Source organism: Ruania halotolerans (genome assembly GCF_021049285.1).
GTDB classification, from domain to species: Bacteria; Actinomycetota; Actinomycetes; order Actinomycetales; family Beutenbergiaceae; genus Ruania; species Ruania halotolerans.
Map to the genome: position 1 here is coordinate 902,860 of NZ_CP088017.1, position 26,995 is coordinate 929,854.

A 26,995-nucleotide genomic window follows, 5' to 3' on the forward strand; every position below is an offset into this window, starting at 1 on the left:
GAGCGCTTGGGGAGCAATTATCGTCGAGAAGCGACGTTGAGGGCACTTGGGCCGGTGCCGGCACGTCAGCCGACTGGTCGCACCGAGACGATCCGGTGCGGCGCTACGGTGATCTCGGCATCGCGGCGCACATCCACCACCCGCACGCGCCCGTCGTCCACGGTCAACGGACGGACGATTCGCGATTGCGCACCGCCGTGCGTGCCGGCTACCACCAACTCCACCTCGGTGCCTGCCCTGGCCGCCAGCTTCAGCGCCTCCAGGATCTCGGCGGGCGCAGGCTCCCGTGCGGCGCGCTCGGCCCGGTCCGCCAGCAACCGGCGTGCGCGATCCTCCCCGGACCGCATATGTGCCACCACGTCCTCGACGGCGGGCCGAGGTGAGTCATCGACCGGTGCAAGCTGGCTGGCTCGCGCGGCGCGGACGCGCTGACTCGGAACGGTGACCACTGACCCATCCTCGCCTTCGAGCACAGGCGCGGCCCCGGCCTCGCGGAGCGCTTCGAGCAGCACGTGCGGGTCCTCGCGGGAGACCAGTATTGATGGTGCGATGGATCGCAGACCGAGCGTGCCGAGCCGGGGATCGCTCAGCAGTGCCGTCGCGGTGGCGGGGTCGTGCACACGCAGGTATGACCGCGCCGATCCCACCCGCACCTGCCCGTGTGTGCGGGCGACATCGCGGACCAGATACTCCAGGGGTTGCGGCAGCGGCGCCTGCGAGGCAGCACGCAGGCGCTTCAGCAGTTCGTCGGCGCCGGTACCGGCTTCGATTGCGCGGCGCACCGAGGCCTGGGTGAACCGCACGGTGACGGCGGCCCCGCGGCTCTCCACGTCGGCTGCCTCCGCCAGCAGGGCCGCCAGCGCGGGCCCCGGCCGGCCGGGGACGATGCCGGTCAGATCGCCCTGGACGATCAGATCCTCGACGGTCGGTGGCAGGGCCTCAGTGAACGCGTCGGCGATCCTGCGGGTTGCTTCCCGTGCGTGCGCCGGGGTGCGTTCCGGGGCGCTGGCTGCGACGCTCGGCCGCTCCGGATCGCCAGGGAGCCCGCTCTCGGCGAGCACGGTGCGCCCGGCCGCGGTGAGGGCTCCCGCACCGGTGAGCCCGAGGGCAGCCGCCTCGGCGAGGATGGCTGCGACGGCAGATCCCGGCGGAACCGCTCGTGCGCTGTACCAGGCGAGCCGTTCGCGCACCTGATCGGGATCCGGTGCGCTGCCCCGGGGCCAGGCCGCGAGAGTGGCGAGCACCCGACGGCGTAGCGTGGGCGCCCAGAGACGGTCCAGATCCGGGCCGAGGGCCGCACGTAGCGCCCCCTTGTCGGTGCGCGTTCCGGCCAGCCATGGCACGCGACTCCAACACAGCCACGCTTGGGCCATCTCGGCCCACCGGACGGTCAGCTCACTCGCCGACCACAGGTCTGCTTCCGGTGTGGGCGCCCACGAGGAGCCGCCGTCATCATGCATGCGGCCGATCAGGCCGAGCATGGCCGCGAGTTCGGCGGCGAACGTGACCTGCTCGGAGGCGATCTGGGCGCGGGCACTGAGCTGGCGCAGGTCACGTACGGCAACGCCACCGGATCGGAGCACGCGTGCGGGGCTGCGCCCCCATGCCTCGATCACGGCCCCCAGGTGCCGTTGCGTCTCCTCGGCGGCGCGCACGGACTCGGCGGCCACCGTGTCAGGGTCGCGGTGCGTCGCCTCCGGCAGCGGTGGGGACAGGGCGAGTTCGCGGACCAGCCGACCGCCACGAGCGGCGATCGCGACTTCGCGGGGCAGGACCAACTCGGTGCCGGAGCGCCGATGCAGCACGTGAGCGTCCAGGAGCCAGCGCGCCCCGGCGGGGATGTCGTGGCTCACCGTACCCACCGGCGGACCCCAGGTGAGTGCGTCCAGCGTGCGCCGGGCGTCTTCCGGGGCATTCGCCGTTACTGCAGTGAGCGCGCGCGTGGTGGTTGGCCAGCCGGCGCCGGTGTCGACGTCGAGCTCCGCCAGGCCAGGGCCGAGTCCGAGCGGTGAGGAGCCGATCACCTCACCGGCCGCCGGGATCGCAGCCACGGCCTCGGCGACAGGGATCAGCAGTGCGAGATCGATCAGGTGCGCCACGATCGGCCCCACGGGGGTACCGATCGCGCGCTCCAGCTCCGACGGCAGGCAGGGGGCGCTTCGGTCCAGCAGCACCACCGCTTCCAGAGTGGCCAGCGTCGGAGCGTCCAGATCTGCCACGGCCCGTGCCACGGAGCCGCGACTGCCTGCGCGGCTTGCCAGCGCCGTGATTGACGTGGGTGGCGGAGTGGCCAGATCGGGGCGGCGGTGCAGCAGCGAGGCGAGCCGAGCGTCGTCGAAGGAACGCAGGACCTCAGCGAGGTCAGGCAGCGGGCGTGCAGCACCGGAGGGCATCCGCACCATCTTACGGCCGGCGGGTGCACGTCCCCGCTGGCCTCCCTCATGGATTCGGTGGTCTCGTACGGCAGCCCGGCCCGGCCCGAACCGCCACATCGACGAAGGAGCCGGCCACGGGGCGGTGAAATCTGGTCGCTCCTCGCAGCTCGCGGCCGGTAAACTGCACAGTTGTGGTGCGTTGCGCACCGTGCAGACGCATCCAGATGTTCGGTCCCGCCAAGAGTCAGGAAGATCCCCGTGCCAACCGGCAAGGTCAAGTACTACGACGCCGATCGCGGCTTCGGCTTCATCGCCGCCGACGACGGCCAAGAGGTATTCCTGCACGCCTCCGCCCTGCCCGCAGACGGCACGGCGCCCCGTAAGGGCAGCAGAGTGGAGTTCAGTGTGGCCGATGGCCGGCGAGGCCCGCAGGCACTCTCGGTGACCCTGCTCGACCCCGTGCCGTCCGTGGTGCGCGCTCGCCGCCGCAGCGCCGACGAGATGGCCACGATCGTGGAGGACCTGATCAAGTCCCTGGATCACGCCGGCGGGCGACTGCGCTCCGGTAGATATCCGGAGAAGGCCGAAGCAGCCCGGCTGGCGAAGGTCCTTCGGGCCGTCGCCGACGAGTTCGACGCGTGAGGTGGACAGCATGACCACACCGACGTTCACCCCGGGCACCGATTCGCCCGGCACCGGCCGACGCCCTGCGAAGGACGCCGTACTCGAGGGAGCGGTCGAACTCGCTCGCACCGCGCTGGCCGAGAACACCGGCGCCGTTGGCGCGCACCTCGGCTTCGAGATCGAGTCCGAGCGGCTCGGTATCCACTGGTTCGAGGCGACGATGCCCGGGTACCGCGGATGGCGCTGGTACGTCACCGTCGCCCGAGCACCCCGGTCCCGCACCCCCACGATCTGCGAGAGCGGCCTGCTTCCTGGCGAGGGCTCCCTCCTCGCCCCGGCATGGTTGCCCTGGTCCGAGCGGCTTGCGCCCGGGGACCTCAACCCCACGGACCGTCTTCCGCACGTGTCCGACGATCCGCGACTCGAGCAGGGCTATGTCGCCACCGGGGACCCGGAGCAGGACCGCGTGGCGATCATCGAACTCGGCCTCGGCCGGGACCGGGTGATGAACGCCAAGGCGATCGACGCTGCAGCGACCCGTTGGTACTCGGGCTCGCGTGGCCCGGAGTCAGCCGGAGCGCGCGCCGCCGATCAGCCGTGCGCCGCCTGCGGGTTCGTCATCCCGCTCGGCGGCTCACTGGGTCAGCTTTTCGGTGTGTGCGCCAACGAGTGGTCACCCGACGACGGCAAGGTGGTCTCGCTCGACCACGGATGCGGGGCGCACTCCGAGACTGACGTACCCCCGCAGGGGCACGAGTGGACCCAGAGTGAGCTAGTGGTGGACGAACAGGGCGTGGATGTGCTGACCGTCGACGCAGACACGAAGAACCCGGCTGATCCGGCCGCCGACTGAGTGTCTCCCCGGCAGGTGTGAGACCCCTTCGTTACCCTGGAATCGAGCGCCGAATCGACGGGGTTCGGCGCCTCCGAGGAGAGGGCACTGCCATGAAGTCGATATCGATGCGCGTCCGTGCAGGCGTGGTTGCCGGCTTTGCCGCCGCCGCACTGCTGATCGGCGCACCTGCTGCATCCGGCGTGGTTTCCGCCGGTTCCGTCACGATCCTGGGTGGGGGCGGCGATGAGGAACTCATCAGCGTGCCACCCCGGGTCTCCACCCAGGGCGGCGGTGATGAAGAACTCATCAGCGTCCCACCCCGCGTCTCCCTTCAGGGGGGCGGTGACGAGGAGTTGATCAGCATCCCGCCGCAGCAGTCCGTCCAGGGCGGCGGCGACGAGGAACTCATCTGAGTCTCCACTGAGATCTGCCGGCGGTGCGCGGCCACGAGCCGCGCACCGCCGGTCCATGCCTGCCTGAGGGCGGCGACAGCAGGCGAAGGGAGGACAGCCCCTGTATGAGTACGCCACCCCACGGTGACTCGTTGCGCCCGCTCCTGCGTGGGGTGTACCTGCCGGCGTTGCTGTTCAGCGTGGGTATCGGCGCCATGACGCCGATGATTGCCGTGAGCGCCATCGGATTGGGAGCGAATGCGGCCACGGCGGCGTTCCTCGCCGCACTGATCCCCATCGGGCACATCATTGCTGATGTACCCGCCGGAGCGCTCGCGGCACGGTTCGGGGAACGGCCGGCGATGATCGGCTCCTCAGTGGTCGCGATGGCGGGGCTCGCGGCTTGTGCCGTGGCGCCCAACCTGTGGGTTCTCGGCATTGCCGTGGTGGCCGTCGGTGCGGCAGCTGCCGTGTACGGGCTCGCGCGGCAGACCTACCTCACCGAGGTGATCTCGCCGATGCGCCGGGCCCGCGCGCTCGCTTCACTCGGCGGGGTGGGCCGGATCGGCACCTTCCTCGGCCCGTTCCTCGGCGCCGCCCTGGTGCTCGGACGTGGCGATGCCGCGCCGTCCTACTGGCTCGGTGTGGTCACCTCGCTGCTCGCCGCCGTGGTCGTCTGGCGGGCCGTCCCGGCGTCTGCTGGGCGTACCGGCGCCAGCGGTGCGGGCACCCCCGCGCGGGTCTCCACCTGGTCGGTCTTCCGCGATCTGCGCCCGGTGTTCACCACCTTGGGAACCGCGGTGGTGCTGGTGGGCGCCATGCGTGGGGCACGGCAGACGGTGCTCCCGCTGTGGACCGAGAGCCTGGGCTACGCACCGGCCACCACGAGCGTGGTGTTCGGAGTCTCCGGCGCGGTGGACATGCTGCTGTTCTACCCGGCAGGCAAGGTGATGGACCGGATGGGCCGGTTGTGGATCGCGATCCCCTCCATGCTGGTCACCGCCGCGGCGATGGTGGCGCTGCCGTTGACTGAGGGGTTGGCCGCGGTGACCGTGGTGGCGGTGTTCCTGGGCTTCGGCAACGGGATCGGCTCCGGCGTGCTGATGACGCTGGGTGCCGACGCCGCCCCGGAGCACGCCCGGGCCCAGTTCCTCGGTATCTGGCGGCTTTACAGTGACGCCGGGATGGCGGCCGGCCCTCTCGTCGTCTCCGCCGGGGCGGCGCTCGGGTCGCTCGCTGCCGGGATTGGCGCCACCGGCGGCATCGGCGTGCTCGCCGCCCTCGCCCTGCGGCGTTGGGCGCCACGGTGGAGTGTGCACGCCAACCGCACCACCCGCCGTCGGGCCGGTCTGCTCGAGTAGCTGCGTACACCGTCTGCCACGATGACCCAGTGGAACATCGCATCGACGTGGCCGCCGCCCGGCTGCCGGGCTGGCTCACCCGATTCGGTGAGCGTCACCCGGAAACGGTGATGGACATCGTCGACACCTCAGTGCTCGTGCAGGCACCGGATGGTGCCACGGCGCGGATCACCGCCTGGCCCAGCCAGCCGCCGGCCGAGGTGGAGGCATTGCAGGACTGGGTAGCCGGGCCGGCACAGATCGGGCTCATCCTGGTGCGCCGGGGTGGCTGGTCCGTGGGCGTTGCGCGCGAGGCAGAGCTGACCGCGCACCGCACCGGACGGCGGTATGTGCAGTCCCGGACGGCCGCCGGCGGGTGGTCCCAGCAACGGTTCGCCCGCCGCCGGGGAAACCAGGCGGATGCCTTGGTGGGGCACGTGGCCGAGGCAGTGGCGACGATGCTGCCAGCGGACGCGGGGGGAGTGGTTCTCGGTGGCGACCGGGCGCTCGCGGCCGCCGTTCTGGACGACCTCCCGGCACACACCGGGCAGCCCGCGCTCAGGGACCTGCCGCGTCGCGAGTTCTACGACCTGCCGGATCCTCGGTTGACCGTGCTGCGTACGGCGCTGGCTCGAGCGCGATCGGCGCAGATCTGCGTGGACGATCCCACTCGCGGCTGAACCCTCAGGTGTTCAGTTCGAACAGCGTCTCGTCCAGGATCCGCGCGATGCCGACGAGGTTGGCGTCGGCCCCGAGCTGGGACGGTTCGATCACGAGCTCACGCGTCATCATCGGGTGGGCGCCCTCGTAGATCTGGCTCCGGATCGCCGAGACGAACGGCTCAAGTGTGGACAGTGCGCCGCCCAGGTAGACCGCCCCCGGGTTGAAGAAGTTCACGACGGCGCACAGCACCTCTCCCAGGTGCCGCCCGGCAGTGCGCGCCATCGTCGTGGCGACCGGGTCCGCATCCCGCACCAGGGCGAGCACGTCGGCCGTGGTCTGCACCTGATAGCCACGTTCGGCGAGCAGGCCAACCAGCGCCGCGCCCGAGGCCACCGTCTCCAGGCAGCCGCGGTTGCCACACGAGCAGGGGGTGTCCCCGGCGGCACCGACCCGCGTGTGCGTAATGTCTCCGGCCACGCCACCGGCACCGCGGTAGACCTGGCCGTCGACCACCACACCCGCACCGATCGCCGTGCCTGCCTTCACCGTCACGGAATGGCTGACCCGGGCCGAGCGGTCGAAGTGCTCACCGAGTGCCATTGCGTTCGCGTCGTTCTCCACCACAGCAGGAACTCCGGCGGCGGCTTCAAGCAACTCGCCGATGTCGTGACCCTGCCAGCCCGGCATCCGCGAGGGACTCTCCACGGCTCGCCGCCGGACGTCCACGGGGCCCGGCAGGGCGATGCCGACGCCGATGAGCCGGCCATCCACACCCTGTTCGGCGAGTAGGTGAGCGACCCCGGCGCCGACGGCGTTGATCACGGTGACGGCACCCTCGCGAAGGTCCACCGGCATCTCCCGGGTGGCGACGATCTCGCCACCGCGGCGCACCACGCCAAGACGTGCGTGCCGGCCGCCGAGGTCGATCACGCCCATGTGCTCGTCCCCGTCGACCAGGCGCAGCTCTCGTGGCTTGCGGCCTCCGCTGGACTCGCGTGCTGCACCCTCTTCGATGAGTCCGCGGGCGATGAGTGCCTGCACGTGCTGGGAGACCGTGGACGGTGAGCTGCCCAGGGCGTCGGCGAGATCGCCTCGGGACCGTGCACGTCCGGAACCGATCAGCATCAGGATCCGGTCCTGTGTGGACGCAGTGGCCGCAGGGCGGGGCATGGGAGCTCCTCACGTGGCTGACATCGGTGCTGCAGGATACCTCGATTCTGCCACTTCTTGCGGAACAGAAGTAACTTAGTTGTGACTCTTTATGCCTGGACAGAAATAAGATCGGCCACCTAGCGTATGAAGTGCGGTTGGCGCTGGAGCCTCCCGCGGACGCATCGGGCAAGGAGCACACGAGATATGACCCATCCCCACGACTGGTTCACCCACGACCGGTTCGGTCTCTTCATCCACTTCGGGCTCTACAGCACGCTGGCCCGGCACGAGTGGGTGATGACGCACGAGCGCACCGCGCCGCAGGACTACGAGAAGAACGCCGAGTTCTTCGACCCCGATCTGTTCGACGCCGCCGCGACGGCGCGGGCGGCCAAGCAGGCCGGGATGCGCTACGCCGTGCTGACGGCCAAGCACCACGAGGGCTTCGCGATGTTCGATACGGCGCTCTCGGAGTACAACGCGGTCACCACCTTCGGCCGGGACATCGTGGCCGAGTACGTCGAGGCGTTCCGCGCCGAAGGGCTGCGGGTGGGCCTGTACTTCTCCCTCATCGACTGGCACCACCCGGACTTCACGATCGACTACCACCACCCGCTGCGTGATCGCGAGGACGCCCGCGTGCTCAATGAGTCGCGCGACATGGAGCGGTACCGCGAGTACCTGCACGGGCAGGTCCGGGAGCTGCTCACGAACTACGGGCAGATCGACTACCTCTTCTACGACTTCACCTACGTCGACGACCGCGACGGGTGGGCCGGTAAGACCCCGCAGGACTGGGACGCCGAAGGCCTACTCGCGATGACCCGGCAATTGCAACCGGACATCATCGTCAACGACCGCCTGTGGATCCCCGGTGACCTCGTCACCCCCGAGCAGTACCAGCCGGATGAGCCGATGACGGTCGACGGCGCCGAGGTGATGTGGGAAGCCTGCCAGACCCTCAACGGCGCCTGGGGGTACGACCGTGACAACTTCGACATCAAGTCCCCCGACCTGTTGCTGCGGATGCTCGTGGACACGGTGTCCAAGAACGGGAACCTCCTGCTCAACATCGGACCCGACGGCCGTGGCGCGATCGCGCCACGGGACCTGACCTCCCTGACCACGATCGGGGAGTGGATGCGCCTGCACGAGCAGTCCGTGATCGGAGCTGGGGCGTCGAACTACGAGGCGCCGTCCGGCACCACGATGACGCAGCGGGGCCGGCGACTCTATCTCCACCTGCTGGTCTGGCCGTTCGGGCATATCCACCTGCGTGACCTCGCGGACAAGGTGCAGTTCGCACGGTTCCTGCACGACGGGTCACAGGTCACGACCAGCCAGATCTCCCCCGATCAGCAGGCGTGGAACACCGAACCCGGCGGTCAACCCGCCGGCACCCTGACCCTCCACATCCCCACCGTCCGACCCGAGGTGGCGATCCCCGTGATCGAACTCTTCCTCACCCCGGACGCATGAGAACCGATAGACCCCTAGAGATTGGACGAACGATGAAGATCACCAGGTCTCTCGCGGCCCTTGCGGCCGCTGGAAGTGCAGTGGCACTCGCAGCGTGCGGGACGCCGTCGGGCGGCTCCGGCGGAAACGGAGGCGACGCCGACGGCGACGCCACCTCGATCGTGTGGGATATGTGGGCCGGCAGCGAGTCCGATATCGCCGCTCTCGAGGAGCAGCTCGCGATCGCGCAGGAGGAGAACCCCGATCTCGACATCAGCCTGCAGCATGCGCCGTGGAACGACTACTTCACCAAGCTGACCACCAACCTCGCCTCGGGCAACGTGGCGTGTGTGACCTCGATGAACGGTCAGCGCCTCTCCGGCTATCACGAGGCGTTCCTGCCGCTCGGTGAGGAGGAGCTGGAGATCGCCGGTATCGACCCGGCGGACTTCACCGACGGCGCGATGGACATCATGAGCTATGACGGCACCCTGTACGGCGTCCCCTACGACGTGGCCGCCATGTTGCTCTACTACAACAAGGATCACTTCGCCGAGGCGGGCGTGGACGAGCCGCAGGCCGGGTGGACGTTCGACGACTTCGACGCCACCCTCGAGGGCCTGGGTGCGGACGGCACCGCATTCGGGATGGGCATGGGCGAGTTCCAGTGGATGTCGCTGCCGATCGCCCGGGCCGGTGTACAGCCGGTGGACGAATCCGGTGCCCTCGACTTGACGAACCCGGCGTTCGTGGAGGCCTCGCAGTGGTACGCGAGCATCGCCGCGGACGGGTATGGCTCGATTCCGCCGTCAGCCTCGGACACCGGCTGGGGCGAACAGGAATACCAGGCCGGGAACGTGGCGATGGCCGTGGACGGTACCTGGAACGCGGTGAGCTACCTGAACAACGAGGCCGGCTTCGAAGCCGGTATGGTCGACCTGCCCTCCGCCGATGGTGAGCGGCTGGGCCTGGTACTCGGTTCCGGGTACGGCATCTCGGCCGACTGTGAGGACCCGGAAGCGGCCCTGCAGGTGCTCGGCTCCCTGGTGGGCGAGGCGGCACAGGATCAGATCGCCTCGTCCGGGCGTAGCTACCCGGCCCGGGTGGACTCCCAGCCGCTCTACTTCGAGTCCCTCGACGAGGGCGTCCGGGATGACGTCCAGGCTGCTTTCGAGGCCGTGTTCACCGGACTCGAGGGGCAGCGTTCCACCGACGACTGGGCGCAGGTCAATGAGGCGATCCAGCCGGACCTGGTGACCGTCTACACCGGCCAGTCGACCATCAGCGACGTGCTCGAGCAGACACAGCAGCAGTTCGGCGAGTGATCCATGACCGCCACCTCCGCACCCGAGGCGCCGCTGCGGCAGCGTAGTCGGAGCAGGTTGCGGCGGATCGAGTCCCGCCAGGCGCTGGGGTTCATCTCCCCAGCCCTGGTGGGCCTGACCGTCTTCACGATCGCTCCGGTGTTCCTCTCGATCGTGATGAGCCTGTACGACTGGCCCGCGTGGGGCACGCGCTCGTTCGTGGGCCTGGGCAACTACGTCGACCTGTTCACCAGCCACCCGGACTTCTGGCCGGCACTGCGCAACTCCGCGATCTTCACCCTGGGTTTCGTGCCCTTGAACCTTGCCGTCTCCCTCAGCCTTGCCCTCCTGCTCGCTCCTCGCATCAAGGGCCGGGCGGCCTTCCGGGTGCTGTTCTTCATCCCGGTGGTCACGCCGATGGTGGCGAACGTGCTGGTGTGGAAGATGCTGCTGCAGCCGAACGGGCTGTTCAACGGGATCTCCACCTCGTGGTTCGGCATCGAGCTGCCCAGCTTCCTGAACCATCCGCAATGGGCGATGGTGATGGTGATCGTGATGTCTGTGTGGCAGGGGATGGGGTACAACATGCTCATCTTCTGCGCCGCGCTGGAGCAGTTGCCCGAGCCGGTGCTCGAGGCGGCCCGGATCGACGGGGCGAAGGGGTGGCGGATGTTCACCAAGATCACCCTGCCGCTGCTCTCCCCGGCGATCTTCTTCACCACGGTGATGACGATGATCACGTCGATGCAGGTATTCGCCCAGCCGCAGCTGCTCACCGGGGGAGGCCCCGGCAACGCGACGCTGCCGATCGTGATGTTCATCTACGACCAGGCGTTCACGTTCCAGAAGATGGGCCTGGCCGCGGCCGCGGCCTGGATCCTGTTCGCGATCATCATCGGGCTCACCGCCCTGCAGTTCTCCGCTCAGAAGAGGTGGGTGCACTATGAGGTCTGAAACGATCGCCGACGCCGTCCCGCACCCTGGTGAGGCCGCCGCGCCCACGCGTGGCACGTCCGCCGGCGCCCCGGCACGGGCGAAAGGGCGCGCCACGCCCGGGCTCGTCTTCGCCTACGTCTGCGTGGTCGTTGCCGCGCTCCTGTTCGCCGTCCCGCTCGTGTACGCGCTCCTCTCGGCGCTGAAGCCGAACGACCAGATCTTCGCCGTGCCGCCCACGCTCACGGGCGATGAGGTGCGCTGGGGCAACTTCGCTGACGTGTTCCGCTTCGGGCCGTTCTGGACCTACATCGGCAACTCGTTCTTCGTGGCGATCGCCGGGACCCTCGTGGTCAACATCGTCTCCACCACGGCCGGTTACGCCTTCGGACGGCTGCGCTGGCGGGGCAGGGATGTCGTCTTCGTGTTGTTCCTGGTGACGCTGATGGTGCCGCAGGAAGTCCTGGTGGTGCCGGTGTTCCAGCTGATGCAGTGGTTCGGCTGGGTGAACACTCCACAGGCGCTGATCCTGCCGTTCGCATTCACCGCATTCGGGACCTTCCTGATGCGGCAGTTCTTCCGCGGCATCCCCTACGAGCTGGAGGAAGCCGCCCGGGTGGATGGCGCCGGCCCGTTGCGCACCTTCGGCATGATCATCCTGCCGCTGGCACGTTCGGCGGTGGCGGTCCTCACCGTATTCACGTTCATCAGCTTCTGGAACAGCTACCTGTGGCCGCTGATCGTGGTGAACGACTACGGCTACCTCGGCACCCTGCCGATCGGTTTGGCCACGTTCTCCGGGCAGTTCGGCACACGCTGGGACCTGCAGATGGCAGCCTCCGTCATCTCGATGGTGCCCACGGCGATCCTGGTGATCGTGTTGCAGAAGCACCTGGTCAAGGGGATCGCGACCGCGGGGATCGCGGGGCGATGACGCACAAGGACGCCCTGCGCGGAAGGGAGACAGTGATGGCCGAGCGGCCACGTATCGCGATCGTCGGTATGGGGATCGAATCGAGTGCCTATGCCCAGCACCGGGCCGACTACCGCGACTTCCCGGTGCTGGAGGGGAAGGCTGTGCTCGGCCGGTACCCGTTCCTCGCCCCCGGGCAGCCGCTGCGGGACGCGGCCGAATGGATCGGGGTGTTCGTCACCAAGGCGATCCCTGGTGGGCAGGTGCGGGCGGAGGTCTACACCGACTTCCGGGCGAGGATTCTCGCCGGCCTGGCCGGCGCCGTCGAGGATGGTCCCCTGGATGGGGTGTACCTGGACATCCACGGTGCGATGAGCGTGGTGGGGATGGACGACGCCGAAGGAGACCTGGTCTCGGCCGTGCGGCAGGTGGTGGGCCCCGTTCCGCTCATCGCCGCACCGATGGACCTGCACGGGAACATCTCCGACCGCTTCTTCCACACGGTGGACCTGCCCACCTGCTTTCGGATGGCCCCGCACGAGGACGCCTGGGAGACCCGGGAGCGTTCGGCCCGGGACCTGCTGACGTGGATCGAGCGCGGCACGCGGCCGTCGCGGGCGTGGGTACCCGTGCCGATCCTGCTTGCCGGGGAGCAGACCTCCACCCGGGTGGAGCCCGCGCGCAGCCTGTACGCCCGGATTCCGGCGGTGACCTCGCGTACCGGTGTGACGGATGCGAGCATCTGGATCGGGTACGCCTGGGCCGATGAGCCCCGCTGCCATGCGTCGGTGGTCGTGACCGGCGAGGACGAATCCGTGATCGCCGGTGCGGCCGAAGAACTGGCAGAGGCCTTGTGGCAGGTGCGGGAGGAGTTCGATTTCGTCGGCCCGCCGGGGACTCTGGACGAGGGGATCGATGCCGCGCTCGCGCACCGGGCGACGGGAGGAGGGCAGCCGTACCTGGTGAGTGATTCCGGGGACAATCCAGGAGCCGGCGGCTCCGGCGATGTGACCTGGACGCTCGCTCGGGTACTGCAGCGCACTGATCTTGTTGGCCCAGGTGCTCCACGCACCTATATCGCCTCAGTCTTCGATGCCGTCGCCATCGAGACGCTGTGCGCCACGGCGGTCGGTGAGCCGGTGGACGTGATGATCGGGGCGCGAGTGGACGACCGGGTCAGCGGGCCCGTGCGCGTCCAGGGGGTGCTGCACAGCCTGCATGAGGCAGACCCGGCGGCCGGGCGGATCGCCGTGATCGCCGTCGGGGGAGTGCACGTGATCGTGACGGAGTTCCGCAAGGCCTTCCACGGCACCGAGGACTTCGCCCGGCTCGGTCTCGAACCGAGCGAGGCGGACCTCATCGTGACGAAGATCGGCTACCTTGAGCCGACGCTGTACGACATTGCGCAGGGATGGACCCTTGCGCTCACCCCCGGACCGGTGGATCAGAACCTCCAGCGGCTCGGCCACGAGAGGATCCGGCGCCCGATGTTTCCGTTCGATGACTTCCCGGAGCAGCCGGAGCTCCGGGCGACCGTGCTGCCCGGCGGCTCCCTCCCGCCGGAGATGAGCGCATGACGGCGTTCGAACTGGCCGTCCAGGACGTGGCGGGGATCCAGATCGGCCAGGCCGTGGGGGCAGACCGGATCGAGCTGTGCACGGCGCTCGCGACCGGTGGTCTCACCCCCTCACGCGCCCTGGTGGAAGCGGCTGCCGAATCGCAGGTTCCGGTGCATGTGCTGATCAGGCCCCGCGCGGGCGGTTTCGGCTACGACGCGGCGGAGCGGCACCTGATGGTTGCGGACGCGCGCAGGGCCGTGGAGGCGGGAGCGAGCGGGGTCGTCGTCGGGGCGCTCATCGACGGTGAAGTCGATCGGGAGTTCGTCCGCGCGGTGCTCGATGTGGCCCCTGAGGTGACCTTTCATCGCGCATTCGACGCCCTGAGTGATCGCAATCGGGGACTGGAGACGCTGATCGGGCTTGGGGTGCGGCGTGTGCTGACCTCCGGAGGCGGGAGGTGTGCCGTTGATGCCCTGGACGCGCTCGCATCTCTGGTCGACCGGGCTGAAGGTGAGATCGAGGTGATGGCCGGGGCGGGGATCAGTGCCTCGAACGTGGTGCAGGTGGCCGCCACAGGCGTGGCCGCCGTGCACGCCTCGGCCAAGAAGCGGGTGCAGGATGACCTTGCGCTCTCGCTCGGTTCGGCCGGCGGGAGCGGGTACGAGACCACGGACGAGCAGGCGGCTGGTGCGATTGTTGCGGCTCTTCGGCGGGGTGTGGTGTGAGCGCACTGCTGGGGATCGACTACGGCGGCACGCACACCAAGCTCCTCCTCGTTGACGGCACTGATGGCGACGGGCCCATCCTGGCCCGGGAGTCGGTGCGGACGGCGGGAGTGGACGAGCTCGGTCAGGAGGTGCGCCGGTTCGTGGCGGACCGTCCGGTGGCGCAGTTCGCGATGACGGTGGCGGGCACGTTCGACGCCGGTACCGGTGTGGTGCGCCGCAGCGTGAACATGCCGTGGCTTGACGGCACGGCGCCTGCGCACCGGGTCTCGGAGGCGATCGATGTACCGGGCTCGGCGGTGCAGGACGGCATCGCGACCGCCGTCGGCGAGGCAACCCTCGGGGCAGGGCGAGGCGCTGAGGACGTCTTCGTGATCGCGCTCGGCACGGGGATCGCGGGAGCGCACATCGTGGGCGGCGAAGTACGCGCGGGCGCGCACGGCGGGGCCGGGGAGGTCGGCCACATCGCGATCGCCGGGGAGCACCGGTGCTCATGCGGCCAGACCGGGTGCCTGGAGACGTGGATCGGGGGAGGTCAGCTCGGGCGGCGCTGGGCAGAGCAGCGCGGGTCCGGAGCGGCTGCGGTGAGCACGGCCCATGAGGTGGTGCTGGCGGCTGAGGCCGGTGATGAGCCGGCCCAGGTGGTGCTCAGGAATGCAGGTCAGGCGCTCGCCAAGGCGCTACTGCAGGTCAGTGCCATGCTGGATCCGGCGGTGGTCGTCGTCGGCGGCGGGGTGGCCCGGTCACCGCAGTGGACGGTGCACCCGGCATTCGATACGGCCCGCCGGGACGCGACGTTCCACCGGCTGCCCGAGATGCGCCTGGCCGAGCTCGGTGTGTGGGCTGGCGCCCACGGCGCGGTCTTGGCGGCCGCGCACGAGTTGGCCTGAGGGACCTCGCACAGTTCACCGGGCAGCCGCGGCGCAGCAACGCGATGTTTGCTTGACCCGGCGATGCTCGCTGTCACACCGATGACGTCTGTGACAGACCAGGGGGACACATGATGGTTGTGCACACCGAGGAGGTGAGCGCTGCCGGGGCACGGGTGCGACGACGCGCGCGTGGCGTGCCCGATCCCCGGGAGCGGTCATGGTGGCTGCAGGCCGATCATCCGCTACCGCTTGGTCTGCGCCGACCCGAGGACGGTCCGCTTCGGCTGATCGCAGCCACTGAATGCACGGTATTGGCTGGCTTTCGGGAACCGACCGCGATTGCGGCGAACCTGGATCGGCTCGATGTGCACGGACTCGCCGATGTGGTGACCGTGCTGCGGCGGCCAGACCAGGCCGAGGCGCTCCTCTACGCTCTCGGTTTGCTGTTCGCGACGGGCCGTGCCGCTCAGATCTCGCTGGCGCGCCGCGTCACGGTGGCGGCGGCGCGATCGGCGGATGAGCCGGTGCTGGCCCGGGTGGTGGAACTGGCCAGGCACCACGGTGACGATCCGGGGGTGTTGTTGAGCATCTTCTTGCATGAGGTACGGATAGCCCCGGGGGACGTCCTTCAGATCGGTTCAGGTATGGTCTACGGCCTCGTGTCCGGCCGTGCCTTGCATGTGACTCGCAGGCGCGGTTCGACGATCGCGGTGGGCCTTTCCCTGGAGCCGGTCGCCACCGGTGCAGTGCTGCAGCGCCTCGGCGCGAAGGTCGGGCCGGCTCGGCTGGTCCCCGGGGTCGGATCCGGATCGCTGCTGAACTATCCGGCCGTCGACGGCATCACCCTGGCGCAGGTGGCCTCCGGCCACGCACAGGTGCACCTCGGCCCGAAGGCGGTTGCCGTCGCGCTTGGCTGTGACGGGTGGGTGGAGGAGGGGCCACGCCGTCGGTCGATCCTCGCGGGCGGGCCTGCTGTCGGCCTCCCGCCAGGGCTCGTTCGGGTGGGTTCGCGGGGAAGGTTGGCGATCTTCGCTGACGCGGAGGACCTGTCCGATCGCCGGAGTCCAGCTGCGGCGGAGGCCGCCTCAGCGCTGGACGACGTTGAGTAGTTCCTCGCCCGAGAGCAGTCGCTGAAGGTTCGTACTGATCAGCCGTTCCGGCGCTTCGGGTCGCCCGCCGGCCGAGTGCGGGGTGATGATGACGTTCGGCGCCGTCCACAGCGGGGAACTCGCCGGCAACGGTTCGGTGTCGAAGACGTCGAGAGCGGCGCCTGCCACGGTTCCGGCCTCCAGAGCCGCGACAAGGGCGTCCTCATCCACCGTGGCACCACGCCCGACGTTCACCAGCCAGGCACGATCGGGTAGCAGGTCCAGTACTTCGGCGTCGACCACCTTCGCCGTGGCGGGAGTGGCGGGCAGGATGTTGACCAGCACGTCCGCCGTCGGCAGTACGGCAGGCAGGTCGGCTGGGGTCACCACCGGGTACCCGTTCCGGTCTCCGGCGCTGGTGGCCACGCCGGTCACCTGCGCCCCTAGTGCGGTGAGGTAGCCGGCCAGCCGGGTGCCGATCCCACCGAAACCCCAGATCACCACGTGCGCGCCGGTCAGGGTACTGAGCCGCTCGGTCGCACCGAAGGGCTTGTTCGCATCATCCGAGGCGTGCCAGGCCGATTCGGCCTGGGCACGGACTGCCCGATCCAAGCGCCTCGCGGCGGCCAGCAGCAGGGCCAGCGTGTGTTCGGCAACCGGGGCGTCATGCAGGCCACTCCCGGAGCACAGCACCACATCGTCCCTGAACCCGGCCTCCTCGACCTTGTCCGTCCCGGCCATCAGCGCTTGGATCCATCGCAGTCGAGGCAGTTCCGCCGGCATCGCCGCCAGTCGGTCGCCCGGGTTCGCCCAGACCACCACTGCCTCGGCGTCGGCGTGTTCGGCCGGGATGGGTGCGTGGGTGTCGTAGACGTGCGTGTGTACGCCGTCGGGGGTGTCCAGGGAGAGCGTGATCGAACTCGGCAGCAGCAACTTCATTCGGACATTCCCTCATCGTCGATCAGATGCACCTTGTGCGCCCACCAGTACCCCACCGCACCCAGCACGATGCCTGCCAGGCACACCAGAGCGTAGCGACCGTCCGGTGAATGCTCTCTCAGGTGCAGCACTCCCAGGATGACCAGGCCGAGCAGCCAGGCACAGTTCCCGACGGCGAACAATGCCTTCGCGTTCACCCGTGCGGGGCGTAATTCTCGGCGTGGGTGGTCGCGCACAGGTCGATCCTAGTGGTTCACGTTCATGGCCTGGGTTCTGCCAGGATGACGGCCTATGAGCACCTCGTCCTCGCTCGGCGTCGCACCCGCCGGCCCGTTAGACCGTTTCTTCCGGATCACCGAACGCGGTTCGACCGTGGGCCGCGAGCTTCGCGGCGGGCTGGTCACGTTCTTCGCGATGAGCTACATCATCGTGTTGAACCCGCTGATCATCGGCACCGTGGCGGATGGCAGCGGCTCCTACATCGGCGGTGACGAAGGGCTCGCCGTGGCCCGGGTGGCCGCGGCGACTGCACTGGTGGCCGGGCTGATGTCGATCCTGATGGGACTGGTGGCCAACTTCCCGCTGGCGCTGGCGGCCGGACTGGGCCTGAACGCCGTCGTGGCTTTCTCGATCGCGATTCTTCCGGACATGACCTGGCCGGACGCGATGGGCCTGGTGGTGATCGAGGGACTGATCATCCTGTTGCTCGTACTCACCGGCTTCCGGGAAGCGGTGTTCCGCGCCGTGCCCAAGGAGTTGCGCACGGCCATCAGCGTGGGGATCGGGTTGTTCATTGCGTTCATCGGGCTGGTGGACGCCGGAATCGTGCGGATCCCGGCATCGCTGGCCACCCCGGTGGAGCTCGGGCACGCCGGCTCACTCGCCGGCTGGCCCAGCCTGGTGTTCGTACTCGGCCTGTTGACGGCGATCATCCTGCACCTGCGCAAGGTGCGCGGCGCGCTGCTCATCGCGATCATCGGCGCCACGGTGCTGGCGATCGTGATCGAGGGGATCGCGCAGGTGGGCGGCGCGGTCAATGAGGACGGCACACCGAACCCGAACGGCTGGCGCCTGAACAGCCCCGACCTGCCCGATGCCTGGGTGCGGGTCCCCGACTTCTCCCTGCTCGGGCAGTTCTCGCTGCTGGGATCGCTGGAGAAGATCGGCCTGGTCACGATGGTGCTGCTGGTGTTCTCCCTGCTGCTCGCCGACTTCTTCGACACGATGGGCACGATGGTGGCTGTGGGCAGCGAGGGGAAGCTGCTCGATGCCGAGGGAAATCCTCAGGGGACGCGGCGAATCCTCGTGGTGGATTCGATCGCGGCTGCCGCCGGTGGCGCCGGATCGGTCTCCTCGAACACCTCCTACATCGAGTCCGCAGCAGGTGTGGGCGACGGCGCCCGGACCGGCCTGGCCTCGGTGGTGACCGGAGTGGCGTTCCTGCTCGCCACGTTCCTCGCACCCGTGGTGGATATGGTGCCGTATGAGGCAGCCACGCCGGCGTTGGTGGTGGTCGGGTTCCTGATGATGACTCAGGTGACGGGTGTGGACTGGAAGAATGGCGAGGTTGCCATTCCCGCGTTCCTGACGATCGTGCTGATGCCGTTCACGTTCTCGATCACGGCGGGGATGGGCGCGGGGTTCATCGCCTATGTGGTGATCAAGGTGGCCCTGGGCAAGGTCCGCGCTGTGCACCCGCTGATGTGGGTGACGGCCGTGCTGTTCATCCTCTACTTCGTACGCGGGCCTCTGCAGGCGCTCGCGGGGTGAGTGTCAGACCCTCCTGAGATGGTGGCTACATGGTCGAAGTCGTGGTGGATGAGGAGAGCGGGTCAGACGGCTCGCGGGCCCCGACTGCGCTCGAACAGTGGCTCGTGCGTGAGGTGGCCGAGCATCTGAGCCGGCCGCTGCATGAGCAGTTGGCGAACCATCAGGCGGGTGGTTCGCTTCTTGACCGACTGGATCTGCTCGATCTTGAGTCCGCAGATGACGCCGCCCTGGTGGAGGCTGTCGCCGCTGCACGACGGGTTGAGTCGCGTGCCCATGAGCTGGCCCTGCGCGCCGCGGCGGCTCTGGCTGACCGCCCGTCGATGCAGCCCGGTGCCCTCGCCGAACATACTCGCGGCCCCGTCGGTGTGGCCGGTGATGAGCTTGCTCTGCGGCTGCGCACTACGAAGGAGGAAGGGCACCGGCTTGTTCGTCGCGGGCGGGCTATGCAGTCCATATTGACTCGCACCGGTGACGCGCTCGCGCTCGGCCGGATCGATCAGGCACGTGCCGCCGCGATCGCTGATGGACTGGATGGCGTGGCCTGGCAGGTGGCGATGGCCGTCGAGGATGCCGTGATTGAGCGCGCTCCACGCCGCACCGCTGCCCAGGTGCGTACCGACGTCGCCAAGGCATTGATCGCCGTCGATCCCGATGAGGCAGAGCAGCGGGCGCGAGCGAGGCGATCCGATCGGCATGTCTCCCGGCCGCGAGCCCTTCCCGACGGCGTTGCCTCCATGCGTATAGAAGGTCCGGCCGCTGAGGTGCTCACCCTCGACGTGGCACTCGAATCGGCAGCACGGGCGGCCAAGCATGAAGGGGACGTCCGGACGCTTGCGCAGCTCCGATTCGACGCGTTGACAGGGTTGGGCAGCCAGGCGCTGGCCGCTGGAACCTTCGGTGCCTCCGGTTCCGGTGGATATTCCGGATCTGAACGAGACGCTGATGCCGCTGGTGGCATCGATGTGCGCTCTGGCTCTGATGGCTCTAAGGGTTCTGATGGCGCTGACGCCACTCACGCCACCGCTGGTGCTGGTGCTGGTGCCGGTGCGGGCGTTGCGTCAGGCGTGCCAATTGGGACGATGGGTGGACGACGCCCGCATATCCAGGTGACGATCCCCTTCAATCATCTGTTCCCGGAGGCTTGTGAGACGGGCACGGAAGCTGCCGCGAAGGGCGAGAAGGCCAGCGGCACGGTCACGGAGGACGTGGCGGCCAGTGTTGCGATCACGGAGCGCAAGGTACCGGTGTTGGCTGGCTACGGGCCGATCACACCGGCCGCGGCGCGTGCGATCGCCCTTGGAGGGATCTGGCAGCGCTTGGTCACGGACCCGCTCACCGGTGCTGTGCTCGACGTCGGCCCCGCCCGCTACCGGCCGCCTCCCGCGATGGCCGATCTGGTGCGCGCGAGGGATGGCACCTGTGTGCGACCTGGCTGTACGCATCAGGCCGAGTACTGCCAGCTCGATCACACGATCCCCTTCGGTTCGGGTGGGCGGACGAGCGTGTCCAATCTCGGCCCGTTGTGCACCCGCGACCATCTCATCAAGACGCACGGCGACTTCACCGTGAACCAGGTCGAACCGGGGGTCTTCGAGTGGACGACGCCCGCTGGTTATCGGTATCGGCGCGAGCGCGACGGAACCACCACGGATCTCGGTGTCGGACCATCGGGTACGCCCCGCCAGGATCATCAGCGCGGTGACGACCCGCCGTTCTGACCGGCCCAGGCTTGCCTGCGGTGTGAGTGCCCTCGGCGCGGTGTGACCTACTTCAGTTGCGCATCCAGTGATCTGCTGCACCCCGTGTTACGGGGCAACACGGGGCAACACGGGGCAACACGGGGCAACACGGGGCAACACGGGATGCCGGCGCGCGAGAAGCGTGGGGGTGCAGAGTGTGGTCTCGCTCACTGGTATTTACTTAGCCAAAGTAACGAGTTAACCTAGACGGCGATGGGAAACGAACGTGGTGGCGCTTCGCGCCCGCCGGGGGGACTCGCCTCTCGGCTCCGGATGACGCTGCTGCGGACCTCTCGCAAGCTCCGTGCCGAGCAGGCCGGGCAACTGTCCGAGACGCACCGGTCGGTGCTCGCGAGTGTGGTCACGAACGGCCCCTTCACCCCTGGTGAGCTGGCTGCGCGCGAGCACGTCCAGCCGCCGTCGATGACCCGGACCATCCGGGGACTCGAGGACGCCGGGCTCTTGGCCCGCACCACCCACCCGACCGACCGCCGCCAGGTGCTCGTGACCGCTACGGAGGCCGGGAACGCCTACATCAAGGAGACCCGTCGCCGGCGGGACGAGTGGCTGGCCCGCCGTCTGAAGTCCCTCACTCCCGCAGAACGCCAGACCCTCTCTGACGCCGAAGAGATCCTGAGGAGGATTACCACCCAGTGAGCGCCATGTTCGCCTCGTTACGCCAGTTCAATTACCGCCTCTGGTTCGCAGGGGCACTGGTGGCGAACATTGGTACCTGGATGCAGCGCATCGCCCAGGACTGGCTCGTGCTCACCGAACTCTCCGATGATTCCGGCATGGCCGTCGGGATCGTCACCGGGCTGCAGTTCGTCCCTTCGGTGCTGCTCACCCCGTACGCGGGCGTGCTGGCGGACCGGCTCGACAAGCGCAAGCTGCTGATGCTGACCCAGGGCGTGATGGGTGCGCTGGCCGCGGCTCTCGGGCTCCTGGTGCTGCTCGGTCACGCCGAACTGTGGCACGTCTACGTCTTCGCGCTGCTGCTCGGTATCGCCAGTGCCTTCGATGTGCCGGCCCGGCAGACTTTCGTCTCCGAGCTCGTGCCCACCGGTGGCCTGCCGAATGCGGTGGCGCTGAACAGTGCCTCGTTCAACGCGGCCCGGATGATCGGCCCGGCGGTGGCCGGCCTGCTGATCGCGGTGGTCGGCCCCGGTTGGGTGTTCCTGATCAACGCGATCTCCTTCGCCGCGACGATCGTGGCGATGCTCGCGATGCGCACGGGTGAGCTACGCAAGGTTCCCCGCACCCCGCGTGCCAAGGGGCAGCTGCGTGCCGGGATCGCCTATGTGCGCCACCGCAGTGACATCGTGATGATCATGGCCGTGGTGTTCGTGGTGGGCGGCTTCGGCCTGAACTTCCAGCTCACTTCCGCGGTGATGGCGCGGGTGGAGTTCGGCAGGGGCGCCGACGAGTACGGGATCCTCGGCTCCATCCTCGCGATCGGCTCGCTCGCCGGCGCCCTCATGGCAGCACGGCGCAAGAGGCCACGGGTGCGGGTGGTGATCGTGGCAGCGCTCGGCTTCGCCGTGAGCGCCACCTTGCTGGCGCTGGCTCCTACCTATGAGCTGTTCGCCCTCGCCTGCATCCCGGTGGGGTTCACGTCCCTGACGATGCTCACCTCCGCGAACGCCGCCATCCAGGTGAGCATCGATCCGGCCTTCCGCGGCCGGGTGATGAGCCTGTACGTCGTGGTGCTCTTCGCCGGGAACCCGATCGGTTCACCGCTGGTGGGCTGGATCGCGGACGCCTGGGGACCGCGCTGGTCCATCGGGATCGGTGCGATCGCCGCCCTCCTCGTGGCACTCGCGGCGGCGCTCTGGGCACGGAAGCACTGGCACCTCGAGATGCATTACCGGCTCCGCCAACGCCCGCACCTGCTGCTCACCAACGCCGGCGAACGGGCCGAGCAGGAGGCTGCCCGCGTCGAGATCGCCGGGCAGCAGAGCGTGGACCGCTCGCACGCTGCCTGACGGCGGAACTCGCCAGCAGTGTCCGTCTCGCCAGGCAACGGCTGCCCTACTCGCTCGAGTGGGTCCCTGCCCACAGGCCGGACGCCCTGGTTGAGGTTGCGTGATGGCGAGTAGGGTGGAGGAGACAAAGCCCCCGGGGAGCGCGTTGGCGCTGAGAGTGCGGTCGCATACTGCGGCCGCAGACCCGAGGAACCTGATCCGGTTCGCACCGGCGTAGGGAGTAGGGCAACAGAAGCGAGTACTGGCGCAGCCATGCGCACGTACCCGGGCTGTCACGTCCCTCGGGGGTCCCACCGACGAGGAGGACCACCCCATGTCCCACACCAGCGCTCCGCCGGCAGTTTCAGCCGGCACGGCCCTCGATACCGGTACGGCGCCGAGTCCGGACGCCTATGGCACCGGAGCCCGCTTCTCCCTGCACCCGATGACCGACTCCTTCATCGACGTCATCCTCGGTGCCCTGGAGGCCGCTGACGGTGACGGCCTCGCCATCACCACTGATGATGTCTCCACACATCTGCGGGGGCCGGAAGATCGACTGCTCGCCTATCTCACTGAGGCGATCGCGCATGCCGGCCGCACCGGGGTGCACACGGTGGCCCACGTGTTGCTCTCACGGGGTTGCCCCGGGGAGGTGGCCTGCGAGGTGGCCGACGGCGCCGCGTACGCCCCGCAGGTGCCGAGCCCGGCCGCCACGACCGGCGTTCAGGCCAGTGCGCACTGGGCGCTCTATCCGCTCGACGATGGCCCTGACACCGATCACATGGCCGGCATCTACGCCGCCATCGAGCACGCCAAGGAGCTCGGTGTGTTCACACGATCTGAGCACTACGTGACTCGTCTCGATGGTGACCTCGCCGATGTGCTGGCGGCCGTCGTCGCTGGCTGGCTGCTGGTGGGCGCGGACGTGCGGCACGTGACCACGCACGTGACCATCTCGCTGAATTCCCCGACTGTGGCAGGAGGCGAACGATGAGCGCGACGCCGTCAGTGCCCCAGAAACCACGACGGCGGCCGGTCACCCTGCACGATCTGGTGCTGCTTGCCGTGTTGGCCGTCGTGTTCGGGTTCCTCTACTGGGCCCTGGTGCAAGTGTGGGGTTGGCTCCAGGTAGCGATGGGACCGATGGGCGACCTCGCCCAGAATGTGCTCATCGGCGGCTGGATGGTGGTGGCACCGCTGGCGCTGTACATCGTGCGCAAACCCGGGGTCGGCATCGTGGTGGAGATCGTGGCTTCCATCGTGGAGGTCGTCTTCCTCGCCTCGCCCGTGGGCCCCACGCTCATTCTCGTTGGCCTCATCCAGGGTGCCGGCGCTGAAGTGGCGTTCGCGGCCACCCGGTATCGCCGGTACGGCTGGTGGGTGTTCGTGGTCTCCGGGATCACCGCTGCACTGGCGAACCTGGTGCTGGGCATGGTGCGGTTCGGCTGGGCCGGCCAGGATCTGTTCGCCCTCCGGGTGGGCTTCCAGTTCGCCTCCGGCATCCTGCTGTGCGGGCTGCTCGCCAAGGTGATCGGAGATGCGCTGCTGCGCACCGGAGTGCTCGACAACTACGCCATCGGCCGCGCGGCGCGCGAGGCAGAACGAGCCGAGCGAGCCGAATCAGCAGGAGAGCCGGCACAGCCAACAGCGCCGGACCAGCCAACAGTGCCGGACCAGGCGGCGGAGCGTACTCAGTCAGCAGAGCAGGCTGAGCCGAAGGGGACGGCTCATCCCTGACATGGTGCTGAACCTACGTGACGTGGGGGTGCACTACCCCCGCGCCGACGCCCCCGTCGTGCGCGATCTCGATCTCGACCTGGCCGAGGGGGAGCGCCTGCTCCTGCTCGGCCGGTCCGGGTCGGGTAAAAGTTCCCTGCTGCGCGCCCTCGCCGGGGTGGTGCCCGGCACGATCGAGGCGGATGTGACCGGCACCTGGGAGGTGTGCGGGCACGATCCCCGCCACACGGCGGTACCCGAACTGGCCAGGCATGTGGCCACCCTCACCCAGGATCCGGCGGACCAGCTCTGCCTGCCCACCGTGGTGGACGAGGTGGCGTTCGCCCTGGAGAACCGCGCTGTGCCGCCGGAGCAGATCGGCCCGCGGGTCAGTGCCGCGCTCGAGGCCGTCGGGGCAGCACACCTGACCGGGCGTCGCACCAGCGAACTCTCCGGTGGCGAGGGGCAGCGGGTGGCGCTCGCGGCGGCCCTGGTGGCTCGCCCGGAGCTGATCCTGCTGGACGAACCCACGGCACTGCTCGATCCGGCGTCGGCCCGCGAGGTCGGCCGGCTTCTCGGCAACCTCCCAGCAGCGAGTGTCCTCATCGAGCACCGTCTCGATGAGCTCGGCACCCTTCCTGAGCGCAGTCTCCTGCTCGGTCCGGACGGTCGCGTGGTAGCAGTCGGACCTACAGCCGACCTGCTGGCCGATGAGGACGTGGCCGGAACCGGTACCTGGGTTCCTGCCGGCGTGGAGGTGGCCCGGGCCGTGCGCCGACTGGTCGGGGTGCGAGGGTCGACCGGCGCGGCCAGCATGACTGGCACGGCTGGCACGGCTGGCACGACTGGCACGACTAGCGCGACTGGTGCTGCCGGGCGGCCAGGGCGCGGTGACGCACCCACGCACGCTCCGCCGTCGGGGCCGGCCGCGTTGGCCGAAGGCCTGCGCACCCTCGACGCTCTCGTGGGCCCGGGCGAACCGGCAGTCCGCCCCGAACCGGGGGACGTGCTGCTACGTGCCGACCATCTCGCGGTCCGCAGGGGAGAGCGCGAGGTCGTGCGGGGCGTGGACCTGCAGGTGCGGGCCGGAACCATCACCGCCGTCCTCGGGGTGAATGGGTCCGGTAAGAGCACCTTGTTGCTCGGACTGGCCGGCCTGCTGCCTGCTGACGGTGTCCGCGGAAGTGCCCAGGTGGGCATGGTGTTTCAGAACCCCGAGCACCAGTTCCTCGCCCGCTCCGCCCGAGCTGAAGTCGAACTCGGCCTGGGACCGGGTGAGATCCCCGACTCCGAGGCCCTGGCCATCCTGGACGCCTACGGCCTCGCCGAGGTAGCCGATCGTGACCCGTTCCGCCTCTCCGGCGGGCAGCAACGCCGGCTCTCCCTCGCGGCGATGACCGCGATGGGTGACGAGGTGCTGCTCGCCGACGAACCCACCTTCGGCCAGGACCGGCGCACCACCCTCGCGGTGGCTGCCCAGTTGCGGGCGGTCGCCGATCGAGGGGGAGCGGTGGTGTTGGTCAGCCATGATTTGCGCCTCGTGGCCTCGCTCGCCGATCAGGTGCTGCTGCTCGCCGCCGGTTCCCCCGTGGCCGACGGCCCCACTGCCGAGGTACTCATTCCTGGCGTGCTGGCGCGAGCCGGGTTGCGGCTTCCTCCGCTGCTGGACGCGTGGATCAGTGGCTCGCGCGGTGACCCGGCGCGACTACCCGCGCTGCTCAGCGCCCTGGACCAGCTCGCGATCGAGGATGCGGCACGTCGGCCCGACCACGCCGGAGCCGTCTCATGAACGCCCCCGCATTCGGCCGACCGCTCCCGGTGGACTCACTCCTGCACCGGCGCGACCCCACGGTCAAGCTCCTGGTGGTGCTTGTGGTGTGCCTGGCGATCACGGCCGTGGTGGACCCGATCACCCCCACCGCGCTGTACCTGCTCACCTGGCCCGTCGCGCTGCTCGCCGCCCGGATCCCGGCCGCCACCCTGCTGCGTGCGCATGTGCCGTTCGTTGCCTTCGCGTTCAGCCTGTTGCTCGTGAACGCCACCACCCGCGAGGGCGCAACGATCGCCCGGGTGCTGGGGTTGGACATCACCGCTGAGGGCGTGACCATCGGTGCCGGCCTCGCCATGCGGACACTGCTCATCGGCATCGTCTCGGTGACTTTCGTGCTCACCACCGACGGCGCCCGGCTGATGACGAGCATGCACCAGCACCTCCACCTCAGTGGCCGATTCGCCTACGCCGTGCTCGCCGGGTATCGCCTCCTCGAACAACTTCCGCAGACGTGGCAGACCATCCGCGCCGCCCAGGCAGTCCGCGACCCCCGCCGTCGGGAGCAGGCCCGCCGGGAGTCAGGGACGAGGGGTCCCTCGGCCCGGCCCCGTGCGCTCGCCCAGGCAGCGTTCACGCTGCTGGTGACCTCGCTGCGCCGAGGCGAGCGGATGTCGATCGCCCTGGAGACCCGCGGACTGGGAGCCGGACGACGGACCATCGCTGCGCCGTCGGACCTGCGCGCGGGTGACGCGGTGCTCGCCGTGGTGGCGCTGGGCACCCTCACCCTCGTGCTCGGGATCTCCTGGCACCTCGGTGTGCTGCGCGGGCTGGGGGAGCTGGGCGTCTTCGGCTAGGTCGCC

Annotated in this window: 25 protein-coding genes and 1 riboswitch; of the genes, 21 read left to right on the top strand and 4 right to left on the bottom strand. The window is 69.2% G+C overall.

Features of this window, described 5'->3' with window-relative positions; translation table 11 throughout:
- Positions 1-65 precede the first annotated feature (65 nt).
- Complete coding sequence (locus LQF10_RS03925; RefSeq protein ID WP_231066194.1) at positions 66-2,393, bottom strand: helicase-associated domain-containing protein; 2,328 nt, start codon at positions 2,391-2,393, stop codon at positions 66-68.
- Between the two features lie 240 nt (positions 2,394-2,633).
- Here LQF10_RS03925 and LQF10_RS03930 point away from each other — a divergent pair, with 240 nt between their 5' ends.
- The 5 genes from LQF10_RS03930 to LQF10_RS03950 all read left to right on the top strand — a co-directional run bounded on the left by LQF10_RS03930 (position 2,634) and on the right by LQF10_RS03950 (position 6,246).
- Entirely contained in the window at positions 2,634-3,017 is a 384-nt protein-coding gene (locus LQF10_RS03930) for a cold-shock protein (protein ID WP_231066195.1), read from the top strand.
- A gap of 10 nt (positions 3,018-3,027) precedes the next feature.
- On the top strand, positions 3,028-3,852 hold the full coding sequence (locus LQF10_RS03935) for a DUF3027 domain-containing protein (protein ID WP_231066196.1): 825 nt from the start codon (positions 3,028-3,030) through the stop codon (positions 3,850-3,852).
- Between the two features lie 92 nt (positions 3,853-3,944).
- Positions 3,945-4,247 carry a hypothetical protein gene (locus LQF10_RS03940; protein WP_231066197.1) on the top strand — a complete coding sequence of 101 codons (303 nt, stop codon included), beginning with the start codon at positions 3,945-3,947 and terminating at the stop codon, positions 4,245-4,247.
- Between the two features lie 104 nt (positions 4,248-4,351).
- Entirely contained in the window at positions 4,352-5,587 is a 1,236-nt protein-coding gene (locus LQF10_RS03945) for an MFS transporter (protein ID WP_231066198.1), read from the top strand.
- 29 nt (positions 5,588-5,616) lie between these two features.
- Complete coding sequence (locus tag LQF10_RS03950; protein ID WP_231066199.1) at positions 5,617-6,246, top strand: acVLRF1 family peptidyl-tRNA hydrolase; 630 nt, start codon at positions 5,617-5,619, stop codon at positions 6,244-6,246.
- Between the two features lie 4 nt (positions 6,247-6,250).
- Here the strand turns inward: LQF10_RS03950 and LQF10_RS03955 are convergent, their stop codons facing one another.
- Positions 6,251-7,399, bottom strand: coding sequence for an ROK family transcriptional regulator (locus LQF10_RS03955; RefSeq protein WP_231066200.1), 1,149 nt, complete (start codon positions 7,397-7,399; stop codon positions 6,251-6,253).
- Between the two features lie 186 nt (positions 7,400-7,585).
- Here LQF10_RS03955 and LQF10_RS03960 point away from each other — a divergent pair, with 186 nt between their 5' ends.
- The 8 genes from LQF10_RS03960 (at position 7,586) to LQF10_RS03995 (ending at position 16,254) form a co-directional block, all read left to right on the top strand.
- Positions 7,586-8,860, top strand: coding sequence for an alpha-L-fucosidase (locus LQF10_RS03960; protein WP_231066201.1), 1,275 nt, complete (start codon positions 7,586-7,588; stop codon positions 8,858-8,860).
- 32 nt (positions 8,861-8,892) lie between these two features.
- Positions 8,893-10,164: an ABC transporter substrate-binding protein gene (locus tag LQF10_RS03965; protein WP_231066202.1), complete on the top strand. Its 1,272-nt coding sequence runs from the start codon at positions 8,893-8,895 to the stop codon at positions 10,162-10,164.
- Positions 10,165-10,167: 3 nt separating this feature from the next.
- Positions 10,168-11,097 carry a carbohydrate ABC transporter permease gene (locus tag LQF10_RS03970; RefSeq protein ID WP_231066203.1) on the top strand — a complete coding sequence of 310 codons (930 nt, stop codon included), beginning with the start codon at positions 10,168-10,170 and terminating at the stop codon, positions 11,095-11,097.
- The gene (locus LQF10_RS03975; RefSeq protein ID WP_231066204.1) at positions 11,087-12,010 is read left to right on the top strand and encodes a carbohydrate ABC transporter permease; all 924 of its coding nucleotides are present in this window, start codon (positions 11,087-11,089) and stop codon (positions 12,008-12,010) included. Before LQF10_RS03970 ends, LQF10_RS03975 begins: the two co-directional genes overlap by 11 nt.
- Positions 12,007-13,566: a M81 family metallopeptidase gene (locus LQF10_RS03980; RefSeq protein ID WP_231066205.1), complete on the top strand. Its 1,560-nt coding sequence runs from the start codon at positions 12,007-12,009 to the stop codon at positions 13,564-13,566. The genes LQF10_RS03975 and LQF10_RS03980 overlap by 4 nt, the downstream gene beginning before the upstream one ends.
- Entirely contained in the window at positions 13,563-14,273 is a 711-nt protein-coding gene (locus tag LQF10_RS03985; protein WP_231066206.1) for a copper homeostasis protein CutC, read from the top strand. The genes LQF10_RS03980 and LQF10_RS03985 overlap by 4 nt, the downstream gene beginning before the upstream one ends.
- Positions 14,270-15,163 carry an ROK family protein gene (locus LQF10_RS03990; RefSeq protein WP_231066207.1) on the top strand — a complete coding sequence of 298 codons (894 nt, stop codon included), beginning with the start codon at positions 14,270-14,272 and terminating at the stop codon, positions 15,161-15,163. Before LQF10_RS03985 ends, LQF10_RS03990 begins: the two co-directional genes overlap by 4 nt.
- A gap of 110 nt (positions 15,164-15,273) precedes the next feature.
- Positions 15,274-16,254, top strand: coding sequence for a cupin domain-containing protein (locus LQF10_RS03995; protein ID WP_231066208.1), 981 nt, complete (start codon positions 15,274-15,276; stop codon positions 16,252-16,254).
- Here LQF10_RS03995 and LQF10_RS04000 read toward each other — a convergent pair.
- Positions 16,231-17,172, bottom strand: a complete 942-nt coding sequence (locus LQF10_RS04000; RefSeq protein ID WP_231066209.1) for an NAD(P)-dependent oxidoreductase — start codon at positions 17,170-17,172, stop codon at positions 16,231-16,233. The two genes, LQF10_RS03995 and LQF10_RS04000, sit on opposite strands and share 24 nt — an antisense overlap.
- The gene (locus LQF10_RS04005) at positions 17,169-17,408 is read right to left on the bottom strand and encodes a DUF2530 domain-containing protein (RefSeq protein WP_231066210.1); all 240 of its coding nucleotides are present in this window, start codon (positions 17,406-17,408) and stop codon (positions 17,169-17,171) included. The genes LQF10_RS04000 and LQF10_RS04005 overlap by 4 nt, the downstream gene beginning before the upstream one ends.
- 55 nt (positions 17,409-17,463) lie before the next feature.
- Here LQF10_RS04005 and LQF10_RS04010 point away from each other — a divergent pair, with 55 nt between their 5' ends.
- From LQF10_RS04010 to LQF10_RS04045, 8 genes are all read left to right on the top strand, one after another.
- Entirely contained in the window at positions 17,464-18,942 is a 1,479-nt protein-coding gene (locus LQF10_RS04010; protein ID WP_231066211.1) for an NCS2 family permease, read from the top strand.
- Between the two features lie 29 nt (positions 18,943-18,971).
- Complete coding sequence (locus tag LQF10_RS04015) at positions 18,972-20,660, top strand: HNH endonuclease signature motif containing protein (protein WP_231066212.1); 1,689 nt, start codon at positions 18,972-18,974, stop codon at positions 20,658-20,660.
- Positions 20,661-20,894: 234 nt separating this feature from the next.
- A complete protein-coding gene (locus LQF10_RS04020; protein WP_231066213.1) occupies positions 20,895-21,338 on the top strand; it encodes a MarR family transcriptional regulator in 444 nt (147 codons plus the stop codon).
- A complete protein-coding gene (locus tag LQF10_RS04025; RefSeq protein WP_231066214.1) occupies positions 21,335-22,666 on the top strand; it encodes an MFS transporter in 1,332 nt (443 codons plus the stop codon). Before LQF10_RS04020 ends, LQF10_RS04025 begins: the two co-directional genes overlap by 4 nt.
- 124 nt (positions 22,667-22,790) lie before the next feature.
- Positions 22,791-22,905: riboswitch (TPP riboswitch) on the top strand.
- A 74-nt stretch (positions 22,906-22,979) separates the two neighbouring features.
- Positions 22,980-23,642 carry a Ykof family thiamine-binding protein gene (locus LQF10_RS04030; protein ID WP_231066215.1) on the top strand — a complete coding sequence of 221 codons (663 nt, stop codon included), beginning with the start codon at positions 22,980-22,982 and terminating at the stop codon, positions 23,640-23,642.
- The gene (locus tag LQF10_RS04035; protein ID WP_231066216.1) at positions 23,639-24,385 is read left to right on the top strand and encodes an ECF transporter S component; all 747 of its coding nucleotides are present in this window, start codon (positions 23,639-23,641) and stop codon (positions 24,383-24,385) included. The genes LQF10_RS04030 and LQF10_RS04035 overlap by 4 nt, the downstream gene beginning before the upstream one ends.
- A 1-nt stretch (position 24,386) precedes the next feature.
- Positions 24,387-26,153: an ABC transporter ATP-binding protein gene (locus tag LQF10_RS04040; protein WP_231066217.1), complete on the top strand. Its 1,767-nt coding sequence runs from the start codon at positions 24,387-24,389 to the stop codon at positions 26,151-26,153.
- Positions 26,150-26,989, top strand: coding sequence for an energy-coupling factor transporter transmembrane component T family protein (locus LQF10_RS04045; protein WP_231066218.1), 840 nt, complete (start codon positions 26,150-26,152; stop codon positions 26,987-26,989). Before LQF10_RS04040 ends, LQF10_RS04045 begins: the two co-directional genes overlap by 4 nt.
- The last annotated feature ends 6 nt before the right edge of the window (positions 26,990-26,995 follow it).